Here is a 15,941-nt window from a genome sequence, read left to right as displayed (position 1 = left end):
CTTGGTTAAGCCCCGAATCGTTGCTAATCTTATTCTCTCATCCAGCGCCCTTGAAATTTGGGGATTCCAGTAGAACGGACAGGTTATTCGTTATCAGGCGTCTCTTGAGCGTCAGGAGAGTTTTCCGGTTTGGGAGTTTGCCGAGCTGCTGGAGAGTTTTCCGGTTCAGGAGAGTTTTCCGATTGAGGGGAGTCTGGGGGAGCCGACGAAGAAGGACAAATCTTATTGTTGTACTCAAAGGGGACGGAAACCCGATAAGCTTTTTGTTGACCCGTTGAATTTTCAAAACGGCGGGCATTGATCTGTCGTCGCGCCTGTGTATCGAGAAGCTCACCCGCACTCTGGAGTACCTGTATATTAGCAATCTTGCTATCAGCACCCACTAATACCCCAAAGACTGCTGTACCGCTCAGTTTTTTTGAGCAAGCCTCTTTCGGATAGGTGCCAGCCAAAGGCATTTCTATCGTTGGTGTATTCCCATCTCGCCCTGTAGGATTATTTGGCGCAACTTCCTGATTGTCAGTACTTGTGCTGTCAGGTTTCGAGTTCCCCGCTAGATCATGGGTGTTTTGTTGTGACGGCCGTGGGCGTTGAGCGTCAGAATTTTCATTGGTTGGCGATTGATGGTTGGCTTGGGGATTATGGGCAACAATGTCGTGCTTGAAAGCTTCTCCTGGTGGTGCAATCCCTCTCTGAGACTCCCGCTCTTGATTCCGACGCTCACTAGTCCCTGAATCCATCCTTGTAGTGGAGGAGCCTTGTGATTGAGTGTCCTGATTCTCAGACTCAAATTGTTCAAGGGAAGCCGAAGCGAGTCTGCCACCTGATAGGGGCAGATTTATCATTGCCGGATTCTTATGAGGCACGACAATTCTGGATTGGGGCTGCTCCTGTTTTTCACCTTTGCCCTTTTGAGCGGTTCGTTTACTTCCCCTTTGATCAGTTTGTTTACCTCCCAAAGGAATTTGAAATGACTGGCGAGGATCTAAAGAAAACGTGCTACCAGACTTTCGGGAATCTGGTGGGGTTTGAGGCGGTAGCAGCGACTGAGAAGACAACGGTGTCTGATAATAGGGCGGTAAAGACGGTACAGAAAGATCCGGGAGACGGCTCAAATCTGCTGGTGTTAACTCTAGCACTTGAACAGTCTGTCGCAGTGGCGGTTCTTCGCGGGAAAAAACCGGCATGACGTAGGGTAGTGACACTCCGAGTATGGCGTGAATACCTACAGATGCCATTACTGCGATACTGGTGGGTTGATTGAGCTTTTCAGAGACGCTTTTGATAAAGGAATCTTTAGACATAGCTGTTATAGTTCACTTCACTGCATTGGGGTACGCAGGTTGTTGGGTCGGGGGATGGGATCAGTAGAAAAGTTTTATCTATTAACTTGCGTCAATTGAGGGGTAGGATTCGCTCACTTTTATAATCATTAAAGAAAAGTAGGACAAGTTTAGGGTAGGGCGATCGTGTAAATCCTCATAAATTACTTGGTCAGGTAGTGTTGCTCGTTCCACCACCCACGCCTTCTCCAATAGCTGACGGCGATGGAGTATTTTCCAGACTTGTTCGTAAACCGAGCTTACTTTCATAAGGACTACGACATCTGCCCAGTCTAAAATTGTTTCCAACTCCTCCACATTATAGAGAGCCGGCAGCACAATGAGGCGCTCTTGCCGCAAGGTTAGGGGCAACCCTAACACTGAAGCGGCTGCCATCGGTGAACAGACTCCCGGAACCCTCTGCACCGTCACCATAGGATGCTGTTCTTGCAGGGTTTGCGCCAAATAGGTAAACGTGCTGTAAAAACTAATATCGCCTTCACAAACAAATGCCACATCCTGACCGGCTTGAAGATAGTGCCAGACTTGCTCTGCCGCTTCTATCCATGCTTGAGTCAAAATGTCAAGGTCTTGCACATAAGGAAAAGTTAAGGAAAGCTGCACCTGATGCTCATTCAACCAACAATTCACAATTTGTTGAGCGAATCCTGGTTTGCCGTGAACTCCAGCCGGAAAAGCCACCACGGGCACTTGTTGCAAAATTCGCAGTCCTTTGAGCGTCATTAATTCGGGATCGCCGGGTCCAACACTGATGCCATAGAGAATACCGGGTTGCACAATCTTCTAAAATGTAAAGAAAATGTAACAGTTTAAATCCTAAATGCCGTTACCGACCGTCATTTTACCGGGTTTTTTCGCTGGGGCAACTGAATATCGGGCTTTAGAGCAATCCTTACAGGAATTGGGGTTTCCTACCGTCACTGTACCCCTGCAACAACGGGATTGGTTTCCCACGGTGGGAGGGCGTTCAATCGTACCGATTTTGCGGACAATCGACCAAACCGTGAAAGGGATGCTTGAGGAGTATAACGTTTCTCAAGTTAACTTAATCGGTCACTCGGCGGGGGGCTGGATTGCGCGGATTTATTTAGGGGAAAAACCCTACATTATTCATGGGGATGTAACTGAATCAACAGTCGGGTTGTGGCACGCTCACCCTGACGTTGCGACGTTGGTGACGCTGGGTACACCTCATATCAGCCAAGAACGTTGGACTAAACGAAATCTGGATTTTGTGAAAATTCACTATCCGGGTGCGTTTTACCCGCAGGTTCGGTATGTTTGTGTGGCGGGTAAGGCAATTTACGGTAAGAGGCGCTTAGGTCAGTGGTTGGCTTATAACAGTTATAAGTTGACCTGTGGTGAAGGTAACTGTTGGGGTGATGGTATCACGCCGATTGATGCGGCTCATTTGGAAGGGGCAACAAATCTTACGCTGGAAGGGGTGCTGCATTCTCCGAGGAGAGTGGGACTTTGGTATGGTTCGCCGGAATCTATGGAATCTTGGGTATCGTATTTGATTTGATAGACAATCGACTTTCCTGCCATGACGTAGAGAGGTTGAATGTAACGTCCTCACCATCTTGGTAATATGAATAACGCTCCCAAGAAATTATTATTTAAGGCAGATCGAGGGGAAGCACAATAGGGAATGCCTTTACCCGTGTCCTGTACCCAGCACCCAGAGCAATAACAGAGAACTGATACCTGATAGCAAGTCGTTAAATCAGTTCTGAGATCGGCTCTGAAATGGGAATTTCTTCCACTTCTGGCAGCTTCTCTACCGCCAGACGAGAGGAAGATGAGCCACCCGACAAGCGTTTCAAAAGTTTGGGTCTAGGATCGTGTAGCAGATAAATAATTTCATCCCCTGCCTGCCACGTTTCATTGGCTCCTGCCACTTGAACGTTACCCTCCCGTTCTACCAGAAGAGGCACCAGTTCTGCTGAACGAATGAGGGCTTGTAAATGTGCTCGTTGAAACGCTAATCCAGCTTCTTTCAATGTCGTTTTACCCAACTTCACTTGCCCATCCGTAATGTATTGGTTCCAAGCTTTGATAGAAAGTTGGGGAACAAACGCCTGAGTGACTTTGTTTTTGTTGTTACTTGGGTTAGCTTGGGGGTCACGAGGAAATACGGCTAAAACTCGTGGGGGAGTAAATTCCTCAGCCGTGCGTTGAGCCAAAACCAAGTTCACCTCAGCATTCTTAGTCATTGCTAGAAAGGTTCCCACCGATTCAATTCCGGCATCTTCAAGTACATCAACATCTAAACCACTACTGTGGAAGACTCGCAGATTTTCTTCCTCTGCTTTTTGACACGCTTCTAGGTCAGTATCAATCAGTACCACTGATTCGTTTCGCTCTTGAAAAATACGGGCAATCAGGCGACTGAGTGGATTGCACCCTACGATTACCGCACCGGTTGCCTTCTCCTGGGGGTTGAGTTGCAGCCATTTTGCAACCCAGCGAGCCGTTAGCCCTTGTAAAAATACCGTCATCATAATGGTGAGAAAGACTAACGCTTTGATAGAATCACCCCCATTAATCCCCCGATCCGTCAAGAGAATTGCAAACAAGGACGCAACCGAAGCGCTGACAATTCCTCTGGGAGCAATCCAAAATAGAAAGAGTTTCTGCCGGAAGTTTAGCCCACTATTCCATGTACACAGGCTGACGCTCAGGGGACGCACGACAAACATCAGCGCTAAGACGGTAAAGAGACTGCCCCAACCCAAGGCAAAGACACTGGCAATGGAAAGGTCTGCCGAAAGCAAAACGAACAGCACCGAGACACCGAGAACGGTTAACTGTCCTTTAAACCGTCGCAACAACCGCTCTTCAGGTAGGGAAGAGGCTCCCATCACGATTCCCGCCACGACAGTTGCCATTAGTCCAGATTCAGAGCGAATCGTTTGAGCCAATCCGAACAAGCCCCACAGTCCCGCCAGCACAACCAGATTTTTCAGGTCTTCTGACAAAAAATCAGTACGTTTGAGAAACAAACCTAGCAACCAGCCACCAATACCGCCAATAGCACCGCCAATGCCGAGGCGTAGGCTCAGACCGATAATTGCTGCTGAAGGACCAGCATCACTATTTAAGATCGTGTCTAGTACGACAACCGCAAGAATGGCACCTACGGGGTCAATTAAAACGCCTTCGCCTTCCAAAAGTGTTGCGACTCGCCGATCGACTTTCACTTGTTTGAGCAGCGGACCAATAACTGTTGGACCGGTAACGACTACGAGAGCTGCATAAAGAAAGGCGATAGACCAGGGAAATTCTCCTAACCAGTGGGCTGCCATTCCGCCTCCCAGTAACGTGATCAGCGTCCCTAGCGTTACCAAGTTTCTCAGACTGCCAGAAACTTTGCCCAAGTCTCGTAGATTTAGGTTCAGTCCTCCCTCAAATAGAATGACTGCCACAGAGAGGGCGACAATGACTTCTAAGCCAATGCCCAGTTCTTGCGGATGCAACAGACCGAAGCCATCAGGTCCGAGCAAAACGCCAAAGATCAGGAGAAAGACAATACTGGGAACTTTTAAGTACTCAGCAATGACCTGCGCACTGATTCCGGCGAAGATGGTGATGACCATCTGTAGGGTTAATTCAAACGATCCTTCCATATGCGTACCTGTCGCTGGCGATCGACTCAGGTCTTATTGCCTCATTCTTTTCCATGTTTAAATGTAGCAGTGGGTTGAGTTTGTTGATAGGTCATTTGTCTCAAAGTAATGATTGTGAACTAACACTGCCCCTAGAGCATCTCTAGCTTCTCTTGCTTTTTTCAAAAAATCCTGGTTGCTGTCATGTCGTAATTGTCGTGAAGGTTGCCAACTCCACCGTATAATAGATTTTCTTCTGGAGAATGCGAGGGGGAATCGTCTGGCTGTCATTGTTGTACAGTTGGGGCTATGTTGGTTCTCATCGTATTGATTTTCTGCTCTATTTTGGAGGATTGTTACTGAATGAGCCGAGCTACCTCCGTAAGGATGTAGTTAGAGGAAACTCTGAGCGTACCGCTTTACAACAACTTTGGAAATTTGGATGGAAATTTGAAAAAAAAATTAACGTGTGCTTCATTCCAGGTATTTTAGCACTTCGATGTTGGCAGGGAAGTCACGGCTATCAGGCTTTTACTCCCTCCTTTATCTCGTGCAGCAGGCGCTACAGCTCTTAGCTTGCGGACAAGTCACCCGACAATTTACACCAATTATTGTAGAGATGCGTTTTTTATTTCTAATTGGAAAGCCATAATTGGTAAAGTCACCTTTTGATTGCGCAGTGCAACTGGGCGACTGACATTGAACGCACGCTTGCCAGCCGCAATCCGACTGGCAACAAGCAGCAATCTGAATTGTTTAGTTGAGATGAATCGTCAAACTTTTACTTGGGGACGTTCAGGAAACAGAATTCGCAAAACTCAACGCTGGGTTGAGCGAATGTGGCTTTTAGGGATACTCCTAGCAGCGTTGCTCTTATTTTGCATTAATCTAGACAGTTTACCGCTGTTAAGTCATGAAATTAGTAAAACAACCGTAGCGTCTTGGCAGTGGTTTTATCCAACTGTTGATGGCAACCTGAACCATCAACAGCCTCCCCTCCTTTACTGGCTAATTGTTTTTGCCGATAAGGTGGGTGGCGATAACGAGTGGGCAATACGCTTGCCAGGTGCTATATTATGTGCCTTTTCAGTCCCGCTACTTTATGGAATTGGTCGAGAAATTTTTCCCTCGCGTCAGAGCGCAATTTTTGCTAGCTTGATTTATTTAACGCTATTGCCAGTGGTTGGTTACGGGCGTCTGGCAATCCCGGATGGAGCGGCATTGTGCTTTGTAATGCTGGCGATAGGGTGCGCATTGCGATCGCGTCGTGACTTCCGTTGGGCATTGGGCGTGGGCATAGGATTGGGGTTGATTTGCCTTACCAAAGGACTTTTCCTGGGATTTTTGGTGGGAGCAATTGTCTGCTTATTTCTAGCCTGGGATACTCCCCGACTCTTAACGTCTATTTACTGGTGGATTGGCTTGCTTCTGGGCATTGCACCCGCCTTAGCTTGGTACATGGCGGGTTGGCTAGAATACGGTCCAGGATTTATCACTGGTGTTGTAAACCAGTCCTTTAAACCGCTCTGGATAGCCGTTGAAGGTAACAACGGTTTTCCGTGGTACTACGGGGTAGAACTCTTGAAATTTTCAGCCCCTTGGTTGCTGTTTATACCCTACGGATTACGGCTGGCTTGGGAACATCGTAATTGGAGTTGGGCAAAACTAGTCCTGGTTTGGGCTGGTGTTGGTTTTGTGGCAATTTCCTTGATGGCAACCAAACTGCCCTGGTATATTTTGCCTATCTACCCCGCCTTAGCACTTGCTGCTGGATTTCAGCTTGCTGAAGTTTGGAATGGCTCTATCCGTCAGTTTTATCCCCGTTTCTGGAGCATTGGTTTGAGCCTCATGGCTGTCGGGGGAGTCGCCGCTACTGTTTATTTTGTGTTCACAACGGCTGATCGTTCCTTGCCTGTCATTTCCACTTCCGTTGCCTTGACTCTAGCGATCGCAGCGTTTCTGGTAGCCCGACGCGACTTACAGTTTATTTTTATTCTGTTTTGGGGTCTTTATGTCTCGCTGCTGTTGTTTACAACCTCTCCCCATTGGATGTGGAAACTACCCGAAGTTACCCCTGTTGAATCGGTTGACACTGTTCTTCACTCAGGCGCACCCACAGGCAGATCCCTGGATCTTCTCTCTTTGAGAAAACCTTCAATAGATTCAACCGACTCTCCTGGCTAATCTAGGGAACCTGAAGATTTCCTAATGGTTTAGAACATAATTTACCCGACACTAGCCCACGTTAAACCCAACGGTTGTAGCGTGGGCTTTCTGTCGTTACCTAATCGACTTGCCAAAACTAGCAGTTAGGACATAAATTTATCGATTGAGCAGCTTCTGCCTCAAGAACCATTGAGGTTTGTAGAACAATCGAATCTTGATAACTCTATCCTTTTCCTTGGGAAAGGGACTTAGATTTCCTCAACCTCGTCTTCTGAATCGATTTGTTTGAGGTGAATGTGCTTTCGTCCCAAGGTGATTTCAAATTCATCTCCTGGTTGTAAGCCCATTTGTTTGGTGTAGGCAGAACCAATTAGCAGGTTGCCGTTAGACTGCACCGAAATGCGATAACTGGCACTCCTTCCACCTCGTCCATTGCCATTGACTTTGCTGTCTAACTCAATCCCCTCAGCATCAATGAGAGCATTGAGAAACTTCATCATGTTGACTCGCTCTACTCCGTTCTTTGTGACGGTGTAGTAGCCACAGGCTCTGGCTTTTTCTTCTTTGCTGAGATTCCCTAGCTCTTTGACTTTCTGAATCAGTGCTTCACCCTCTAAGGGATCCATTTTTTTCTTTTTAGCCATTAACTTGAATTTACACTAAGCAGTTAACTGGTATGCAGCGGTTTCGCTCTACTGATCGTCAACCAAGACAAAAAATCTTGGTGTTATATCAGCCTATAAAACTATATTACACGGAAACTGTCAACTAGGTTCGTTATATTTTTTTGATCCGGGTTTGTAATTCGGGATCTATCCGTAGTGAGAGGTTGTAAACAACCAAACCCTTGGGATAATGAAGGAAATTTTTAATCAATATGAAGCTTACAACTCGCGGACATTACAGTGTCAAAGCACTGCTAGATCTCAGCCTGCAACCCGGTTACGGACCGACATCTGTCAAAGCGATCGCTCATCGCCAAGACTTACCCGCTCCCTATTTAGAAAAGCTGTTGATTGAAATGCGTCGCGCTCATTTAGTGGATTCCGTGCGGGGCGCTCAAGGTGGCTATCAATTAGCTCGTGAGCCTTCAAAAATTTCTCTGGGTGATATCTTAGAAGCTGTCGGTGAAACAATCGAACCTTTACCCCACCATACCCCCGATGCCAAGCAAGCCGAAGACTGGGTAACATTTACTCTCTGGCATCGGTTGCACCAAAAGCTCAAAGAGGCTTTATATAGTATTACCCTTGCCGATCTTTACTACGATGCCCGTAGTTGGCAAGCGGCACAAGGAGCAGAAACCAGTTTCGTTATTTGAGTAAATTTTTCAACCAAGATGACGAACGCAAACCCACTCGTTACCTATGAAGGCGGCTGTCACTGTGGTGCCGTCCGCTTCCGTGTAATTGTTGACAAGCACGAGGCAGTTGATTGCAACTGTTCGATGTGTAAAAAAAAGGGATTCTTACACCTGATAGTGTCCCCCGAACAGTTTACCTTACTCAGGGGCACTGATACCTTAACAACCTATACTTTTAACACCCACACGGCTAAACATACATTTTGCCGTATTTGTGGTATTCATCCCTTTTATCGACCTCGTTCTCATCCACACGCAATTGATGTTAATGTGCGCTGTCTTGATGGTGATAGACTGTCTCGATTTCAGATTGTGCCGTTCGATGGTGCCAATTGGGAAGAGAATATCGACAAGCTAAAAGACTAGAACAGCTTCCCTCAGAACTAACCCATTCGTGCGGACAATAAAACCTGGGCAGAAGCGGATCATTGGCATTTTGCCGTTACCTATTATCCAAAATTTGTTAGACCATTGGGTCAAAACTTGTCACAACTAGGGTAAATGGCTTTTGGTTCATCCAATCCATTCTTCTGCCCTCAGCCTTCTGGAAAGTTCATCGCTGATTAATTTTGGGGAATACCACGATTACTACCATTGTTTTATTAATAGCGGCTAGCTTAGATTTCCTAATTGGCGATCCTTGGGGTTGGCTGCATCCAGTACAGGTTATGGGCTGGATAATTTCTCGCTGCACTCAATGGATTATTAATAACTGCCACAGTAAATGGCAGGAACGGCTAGGGGGAATTGGAGTGGGTTTGGGAGTGATCATCGGTAGCGGACTAATGGGATGGTTGATAGTTCGAGGTGCAAGCTGGCTGCATCCGGTGGCGGGTATTGCGGTAGAAGGAATTCTACTAGCTAGCTGTTTTGCCGGTCGGAGTTTGCGGGCAGCCGCCGTTGATGTATTGCAACCGCTAACCACAGGACAACTCAAGGAAGCGCGTTTGAAATTAAGTCAGTATGTTGGTAGAGATACAGAAAAACTGTCCGAACCCGAAATCTTCCGCGCTGTACTGGAGACGGTGACGGAAAATGCCACTGATGGCGTAACGGCTCCTCTCTTCTATGCTATTCTTGGGGCATTTTTCCCGGTAGTGGGTAGCGTTCCTCTGGCATTAGGGTATAAAGCTGCCAGTACTCTCGATTCCATGATTGGCTACCGACACGAACCGTATCAAGATTTGGGCTGGTTTAGTGCGCGACTCGAAGACTTCCTTACCTGGCTACCCTGTCGCTTAACAGTACTGACTCTGGCTTTTGTGTCTGGAAAACCTGGAACTGTCTTAAACGTTTGCCGCCGCGATGCTTCTAAAGACTCTAGCCCTAATTCCGGGTGGAGTGAGTGTGCTTATGCCGTAATTCTGGAGGTGCAAGTAGGAGGAACGAATTGGTATCAGGGCATTGCCAAATATAAACCGTTGTTGGGCGATGCGGTTCACCCCATTACCCCAGCAACAATTAACCAAGCTTTACAGTTGACAAGGTATTGCGTTTTTATTTGGCTTGCTTTAGCGATCGCTCTGTTAGTCCTTTCTAGCTAGAAGAATAAGTTGGGGAGTGGGTAAGAAAACTAAATGTACCAGGACTTACCCAAATTTGCCTGTAAACCCTTACCTGTCTATATAAAATAAAGTTGTTATCAAGAAGGGGGCTAGGGTGAGGGCTTTCTGGGCATCTGCTCACAAGTTGTGTCAGTCAACCAGGTATTGATTTCTGTAATGACAGAGTTTAACGTTTTCAACTCTTCAGGGGTCGGTGAACCAAGGACTTTAAGCGTTAGAATGTCATCATTTAGAATGTCTACCCAAATTATTGAAATTCTCTCCCCCGAAGAATTACGCCGCACGATTACCCGCTTGGCGTCTCAGGTAATCGAACAATCGGGAGACTTGTCTAAAGTTGTGCTATTAGGGATTTACACCAGAGGCGTAGCTGTAGCCAAGCTGCTAGGGCGTCAGATAGAAATTTTAGAACAGGTATCGGTGTCGGTGGGAGCGATAGATATTACTTTTTATCGAGATGATTTGGATCGAATTGGCACCCGGACACCGGCTAAAACTGAAATTTCTTGTGATCTGTCTGGCAAGACGGTGGTATTAGTAGATGATGTTATTTATAGTGGGCGTACTATTCGGGCTGCCTTGAATGCTGTAACGGAATACGGTAGACCTCAAGCCATTCGGTTATTGGTTCTTGTCGATCGGGGACATCGGGAGTTGCCGATTTGTCCTGATTTTACAGGTAAGCAGCTACCTACATCTAGGGAAGAACAGGTGAAGGTTTATTTGCAAGAAATCGATGGGCGGGATGCTGTGGAGTTAGTTAAAGTTCTACCGTCGTGAAGGGCGGGCAAGATGCCCACCCCACAAGATTTAATTCAACTTACGGTATCAAAGGTAATAGCACCAGTGAGTACTTACCGTTCGCTCATTTGGATAAGTCAGTAGCCAAATCAGCAGCCACACACAGCTACACAGTAGTCGAGGTAATAGTCAGCAAGAACAATTGCAAAATTTAAGGATAAGGATATTACTGGTGCGGCACAGCTAAAACGGTACTTTAGGAAAAGGCTCAAAGCATTATTCGTGATGGAATCTCGTGAATTAGTTTTCTCTCTTTTCCAAAATGGGATGCTCCCGATTATCTTGAACAGAACTACCTCAGAACGAGTAGATTCTTCCCGTGATTATCTATTGGAGATAAAGATTCAACCCATGACCGACTCGCCGATTTATATACCTAGAATTAACGTAATACTTGTATCTCACAAGTTGATGTAGGGAATATGGGATAAAGTTTCCATCCAGTTAAAAATCGGCACTTTTTTGTAATAGCTCGCACAATTCTTCTATGAACGGGAACAAAGGAGCATCCGAAACATAATCCTCTATATGTGATTTGCCCTCCCAACCGGACATTGGATCAGCTTCAATCCGTTGGCAGAGAGTGATTAAGTTATTAGCAATATTTTCAGGAGAACAATCATTTATTGAAAGTATATTATCGTGCCATAAAGAAATATCCTTATTTTCATACTTATTGGTAATCACCCACATTCCGTAATGAGCCATTTCCAACGGTGGATAACTCGGATGAGGTGACACCATTAAAGATAAGCCTACTGAAGATTCACCAAGAGCGTAAGCATAGTTCTTTAAACTAAGTTTGCCCATAGATTTGATTACTACACCATCACCGAGATCTATATTGGAATGAGGCTGTCCCGCTGATAGTATTGTCCAAGTGGATGCCAGGGGAAAACGGTGACGCCAAATACGCAATCCCTCAACAATCAAGCTAAATGCATTTCTTTGCGCTGAAGGACGACCATAAACAAGTATTTGCTTACGTTTTCCTTTCCTTCAAGTTGCTACGCAGGTTACTTAGCGCCTCATTCATTTTTGGCTCAAAACTGTATTCATGGTCAAAGTGGTAATTCTGCTTATGGAAATACTGCTTTAGCAAGTTACTGTTAAACACGGCTATCATTGGTTCCTTATATTCATAAGTGCTACGCACTAGCAGATGTTCACTACCCCACGGATAAAATCCGGCTTCATAGTCTTGAATAAGATAAACCATTGGTTTAGGAGGCTGATTAAACTCTTGTTTTTGCCATGAAACTAACTGCTGACCCAAATAAGCTGTAAGCCAATGGGTAACGACAAAAATATCTTCAGCTCTGACAGCTAAACTACATCCACTAGAGTTAGCTAAGGATATAATTTGTTTGGCTTCATTTGTATCTTTTTTCAAGGAAAACAATTTATATTCAAAAAAAATTGCTAATGTTTCAGCATTTATTTCATCGTAGCAGATTAAGCGAACGTATTTGAAAGTCTTAGAAAGTTCCTGAAAAAATTTTATAGCTGTACTTGTACCTCCATAAGCTTTCCGAGGATTAAGTGTTGGAACAAAGCGGGAATTTTACCGCCGGGGTAGGAAGACAATACATTGGAGAAATAGGGAAAACGGATAACGGGGTAGTGGTAGTAACGACCCATTTATACGATGGCAAAAAAAGCTTGCCGTTAGATATAGAGTTGTATCAGCCCTCCCGTGCATTAGAGTCAGGAAAAAAAGACAAAGAATTTATCAAGAAGCCAAGGGATGGTTAGGGTTAAAAGAATACCAATATAAAGCCAGTTTGGGCTTTATCTGGGGCTGATATTTGTTTAAGTCCCGTTAGGAGCTACAAAAGGGTCAAATTTTTGCCAAATCCTCATTTTTTCCAAAGCAGGAGAACTCCGAAATCCTTGCCTAGTCAAAGGTTGGGGGATTTTGCAAGCATCTCCTAACCAACTGAAAACGCTCCAAGGCAAGCCTAGCAAGGAATACAAGCGTTAAATTACCGCGTACAGACTCCACAATCAGAGATGCTTGCATATTTAGCCAATGTACGGGTTGATGGGACAATCAAGATCGTTCGTTAACCTGCCCATCCCAGACCTATGACCGACACCCAGACGCGAAAGGCAGACCATATCAGAATTTGTCTTGATGAAGATGTCCAATTTCACAGCGTCACCAATGGACTGGAACGCTACCGCTTCACTCACAGTTGTTTGCCAGAACTCAACCGCAGTGAGATTGACATCAGCACCAAGTTTCTGGGCAAAACCCTAGGCGCACCGCTGCTGATTTCGTCCATGACTGGGGGAACCGAACAGGCAAAGATGATTAACTTTCGTCTAGCTGAAGTTGCTCAACAGTATAAACTAGCGATGGGCGTTGGTTCTCAGCGGGTAGCGGTAGAAAACCCCAACGTTGCCAATACCTTTGCCGTGCGATCGCTCGCTCCTGATATCCTATTATTTGCTAATCTCGGTGCAGTTCAGCTCAATTACAGTTACGGACTCGATGAATGTATGCGTGTGGTTGAGCTTTTATCCGCAGACGCCTTGATTTTGCATCTCAATCCTTTACAGGAATGCGTTCAGGCTGGAGGGGATACAAATTTTCGAGGATTGATTGACAAAATTAACATTTTGTGCAGTAAATTAACCGTACCCGTCATTGTGAAAGAAGTCGGAAACGGTATCTCCGCGCAAATGGCACATAAGTTACTGGGTGCGGGGGTGACAGCCATTGATGTTGCGGGTGCTGGTGGCACTTCCTGGGCAAAAGTCGAAAGCGAACGGGCATTAAACCTCCAGCAACGTCGGTTGGGACAAACCTTTGCTAATTGGGGATTGCCAACGGCGGAATGCATTACCAGCATTCGGGCAATTGCTGCCGATGTACCATTAATTGCCTCTGGGGGATTGCGGAATGGGTTAGAGGTTGCCAAAGCGATCGCACTGGGGGCTGATATTGCAGGTTTGGCATTTCCCTTTCTGCAAGCCGCCGCTGAGTCGGGGGATACCGTTGATGCCCTAGTGCAGCTATTAATTGCAGAAATTACTACGGTACTTTTTTGTACGGGTAATGCTACCCTGTCTCAACTGAAACAATCCGACGCATTGCAGAAGCTAGGATAAAGGTATTGATACCTGGTAGGTGGTTATTGGCGATTGGGGCAAAGTTCTTGCTATTCCCCATTTCCCATTCCCGTTCGGCTGATGCTCACGGCGGAAGCCTATTCCCTATTCTCCCATTTCCCAAATGCGTCAATTCTTCAAACAAACCTTTGCCAGCTTGATTGGTAGCCTTGCAGGTCTGATCTTATTTTTCGGTTTAGGAACCACTGGGCTACTACTACTCATTATTGCAGCAGCCTCAAGAGATACGAGTCCACAGGTTAAGGATAAGTCGGTGCTGGTTTTCGATACGGCATTGACTATCACTGATACTGATCCGAGTTCTAGCACTAGCGACGCGCTCCAAGAGGCGGTATTGGGCGAGGTAACCGATACAATTACCCTGCGTACCGTTCTAGACAACTTGGATAAGGCAGCCAAAGACTCACGCATTGTTGCCCTTTACTTAGACGGTTCTCGCACAGGTGCTGGCAGCAATACTGGCTTTGCCACTCTCAAAGAGGTACGGGAAGCCTTAGAGCGTTTTAAAGCGACGGGCAAGAAAATTATCGTCTACGACGTGGATTTAGGTGAAGATGAGTACTACCTGACTTCAGTTGCGGATACAATCATACTCAACCCGATGGGTAGCATGGAACTGAATGGCTTTAGTTCCGAACCGCTATTTTTTACAGGGGCATTGGAAAAGTTTGGCATTGGTGTTCAGGTGATTCGGGTTGGAAAGTACAAGTCAGCGGTAGAACCTTTTGTTCTCAAACAGCTTAGTCCCGAAAACCGACAGCAGATGCAAGCCTTGTTGGGCGATTTGTGGAATGAATTTCTGACAGAAGTGGGCAAGAGTCGCAAAATTCCCCCGCAACAGTTACAAGCGATCGCTAATAATCAAGGAGTATTAATGGCTGAGGCAGCGCTTCAGGGGCGTTTGGTGGATAAAGTCGCCTATTCTGATGAAGTCGTTGCTGAACTCAAAGAATTATCAGGTGCTAGTGAAAAGGATGAATCGTTCCGACAAATTAGCCTCGCTACCTACGCAGATGTAAAAAATAAAAAGGCAATACATCGCTCTTCAGACAATAAAATTGCTGTACTCTACGCCGAAGGCGAAATTGTTGATGGTGAAGGTGGTGTTCAGCAGATAGGGGGAGACAGCTTTGCTGAACAGATGCGGCAGTTACGACTTGATGAAAACGTCAAAACGGTAGTGCTGCGGGTTAATAGTCCGGGGGGGAGTGCGACGGCTTCTGATGTGATTCAGCGAGAGGTGCGACTTACCCGCGAGAAGAAGCCTGTGATTGTATCAATGGGAAATGTGGCAGCATCGGGTGGTTACTGGATTTCTACCTATAGCGATCGCATTTTTGCCCAACCGAATACAGTCACCGGTTCTATTGGTGTCTTTGGATTACTACCGAATGTTCAAGAACTGGCAAACAAGAATGGCATCACCTGGGATGTGGTAAAAACCGGGCGTCTTGCAGATAGTCAAACCGTTGCCCGTCCCAAAACACCCCAAGAACTGACAATCTATCAAAGCATGGTCAATCAGATTTATGATCGCTTCCTCAATAAAGTAGCAGAATCCCGCAAACTCCCCAAACAAAAAGTAGCACAGATTGCCCAAGGACGGGTTTGGTCAGGAATCGATGCCAAGCAATTAGGTTTAGTCGATGAGCTTGGTGGACTTGATGCCGCTATCGAGTATGCAGCCAAGCAAGCTAAGTTAGGGAATGATTGGGAACTGGAAGAGTATCCAAAAGTTCGCAGCTTAGAAGAACAGATTTTGACAAATCTCATTGGAGAAGGCGGTGTCCGCAATCGGTTGCAATCGGATCTCCTCACCGCAGAATTTCTGAAACTGAAAGCAGACTTAGGGATTTTGCAGGCAATGAATGATCCGAAAGGGATTTATGCGCGTTTGCCTTTTAACTGGCGATTGGATTAGGGAGATGGGGAGATGGGGAGATGGGGAGATGGGGAG

The 15,941-nt window shown here is 46.1% G+C and carries 14 protein-coding genes and 1 pseudogene; 9 read left to right on the top strand and 6 right to left on the bottom strand.

Annotated features, from left to right (window positions below; translation table 11 throughout):
* Nucleotides 1-83 precede the first annotated feature (83 nt).
* Both IQ257_RS02260 and IQ257_RS02255 read right to left on the bottom strand, forming a co-directional pair.
* Nucleotides 84-1,304: an energy transducer TonB gene (locus tag IQ257_RS02260; protein WP_193875749.1), complete on the bottom strand. Its 1,221-nt coding sequence runs from the start codon at nucleotides 1,302-1,304 to the stop codon at nucleotides 84-86.
* 81 nt (nucleotides 1,305-1,385) lie between these two features.
* Entirely contained in the window at nucleotides 1,386-2,120 is a 735-nt protein-coding gene (locus IQ257_RS02255) for a precorrin-2 C(20)-methyltransferase (protein ID WP_193875751.1), read from the bottom strand.
* A 43-nt stretch (nucleotides 2,121-2,163) separates the two neighbouring features.
* Between IQ257_RS02255 and IQ257_RS02250 the strand changes: the two genes are divergently transcribed.
* Nucleotides 2,164-2,868: an esterase/lipase family protein gene (locus IQ257_RS02250; protein WP_193875753.1), complete on the top strand. Its 705-nt coding sequence runs from the start codon at nucleotides 2,164-2,166 to the stop codon at nucleotides 2,866-2,868.
* Nucleotides 2,869-3,064: 196 nt separating this feature from the next.
* Here the strand turns inward: IQ257_RS02250 and IQ257_RS02245 are convergent, their stop codons facing one another.
* Nucleotides 3,065-4,972, bottom strand: coding sequence for a cation:proton antiporter (locus IQ257_RS02245; RefSeq protein ID WP_193875755.1), 1,908 nt, complete (start codon nucleotides 4,970-4,972; stop codon nucleotides 3,065-3,067).
* 678 nt (nucleotides 4,973-5,650) lie between these two features.
* On the opposite strand from IQ257_RS02245, the gene IQ257_RS02240 reads away from it, so the two are divergent.
* Nucleotides 5,651-7,135, top strand: a complete 1,485-nt coding sequence (locus tag IQ257_RS02240) for an ArnT family glycosyltransferase (RefSeq protein WP_228060352.1) — start codon at nucleotides 5,651-5,653, stop codon at nucleotides 7,133-7,135.
* Between the two features lie 230 nt (nucleotides 7,136-7,365).
* Here the strand turns inward: IQ257_RS02240 and IQ257_RS02235 are convergent, their stop codons facing one another.
* On the bottom strand, nucleotides 7,366-7,761 hold the full coding sequence (locus IQ257_RS02235; protein ID WP_193875757.1) for an AbrB family transcriptional regulator: 396 nt from the start codon (nucleotides 7,759-7,761) through the stop codon (nucleotides 7,366-7,368).
* A gap of 233 nt (nucleotides 7,762-7,994) precedes the next feature.
* Here IQ257_RS02235 and IQ257_RS02230 point away from each other — a divergent pair, with 233 nt between their 5' ends.
* The 4 genes from IQ257_RS02230 to pyrR all read left to right on the top strand — a co-directional run bounded on the left by IQ257_RS02230 (nucleotide 7,995) and on the right by pyrR (nucleotide 10,825).
* Nucleotides 7,995-8,438 carry an Rrf2 family transcriptional regulator gene (locus IQ257_RS02230; RefSeq protein WP_193875759.1) on the top strand — a complete coding sequence of 148 codons (444 nt, stop codon included), beginning with the start codon at nucleotides 7,995-7,997 and terminating at the stop codon, nucleotides 8,436-8,438.
* Nucleotides 8,439-8,456: 18 nt separating this feature from the next.
* On the top strand, nucleotides 8,457-8,846 hold the full coding sequence (locus IQ257_RS02225; protein ID WP_193875761.1) for a GFA family protein: 390 nt from the start codon (nucleotides 8,457-8,459) through the stop codon (nucleotides 8,844-8,846).
* A 203-nt stretch (nucleotides 8,847-9,049) separates the two neighbouring features.
* Complete coding sequence (gene cbiB / locus IQ257_RS02220; RefSeq protein ID WP_228060351.1) at nucleotides 9,050-10,024, top strand: adenosylcobinamide-phosphate synthase CbiB; 975 nt, start codon at nucleotides 9,050-9,052, stop codon at nucleotides 10,022-10,024.
* A gap of 255 nt (nucleotides 10,025-10,279) precedes the next feature.
* Complete coding sequence (pyrR, locus tag IQ257_RS02215; protein ID WP_193875763.1) at nucleotides 10,280-10,825, top strand: bifunctional pyr operon transcriptional regulator/uracil phosphoribosyltransferase PyrR; 546 nt, start codon at nucleotides 10,280-10,282, stop codon at nucleotides 10,823-10,825.
* A 465-nt stretch (nucleotides 10,826-11,290) separates the two neighbouring features.
* Here the strand turns inward: pyrR and IQ257_RS02210 are convergent, their stop codons facing one another.
* Complete coding sequence (locus IQ257_RS02210) at nucleotides 11,291-11,824, bottom strand: hypothetical protein (RefSeq protein WP_416207921.1); 534 nt, start codon at nucleotides 11,822-11,824, stop codon at nucleotides 11,291-11,293.
* A gap of 4 nt (nucleotides 11,825-11,828) precedes the next feature.
* Nucleotides 11,829-12,350, bottom strand: a complete 522-nt coding sequence (locus tag IQ257_RS02205) for a hypothetical protein (protein WP_369076440.1) — start codon at nucleotides 12,348-12,350, stop codon at nucleotides 11,829-11,831.
* 47 nt (nucleotides 12,351-12,397) lie between these two features.
* Between IQ257_RS02205 and IQ257_RS02200 the strand changes: the two are divergent.
* The 3 genes and pseudogenes from IQ257_RS02200 to sppA form a co-directional block, all read left to right on the top strand.
* Nucleotides 12,398-12,589: pseudogene (locus IQ257_RS02200) on the top strand (transposase); the annotation flags it as partial.
* A gap of 345 nt (nucleotides 12,590-12,934) precedes the next feature.
* Nucleotides 12,935-13,963 (top strand): type 2 isopentenyl-diphosphate Delta-isomerase, encoded by a 1,029-nt coding sequence (fni, locus tag IQ257_RS02195; RefSeq protein ID WP_193875769.1) that lies wholly within the window; start codon nucleotides 12,935-12,937, stop codon nucleotides 13,961-13,963.
* 124 nt (nucleotides 13,964-14,087) lie between these two features.
* The gene (sppA, locus tag IQ257_RS02190; protein WP_193932909.1) at nucleotides 14,088-15,905 is read left to right on the top strand and encodes a signal peptide peptidase SppA; all 1,818 of its coding nucleotides are present in this window, start codon (nucleotides 14,088-14,090) and stop codon (nucleotides 15,903-15,905) included.
* Nucleotides 15,906-15,941: the final 36 nt, after the last annotated feature.

Origin of the sequence: Coleofasciculus sp. LEGE 07092 (genome assembly GCF_015207375.1) — a bacterium.
Taxonomy (GTDB): domain Bacteria; phylum Cyanobacteriota; class Cyanobacteriia; order Cyanobacteriales; family Coleofasciculaceae; genus LEGE-07092.
This window is presented reverse-complemented; position numbering and strand designations above follow the sequence as displayed.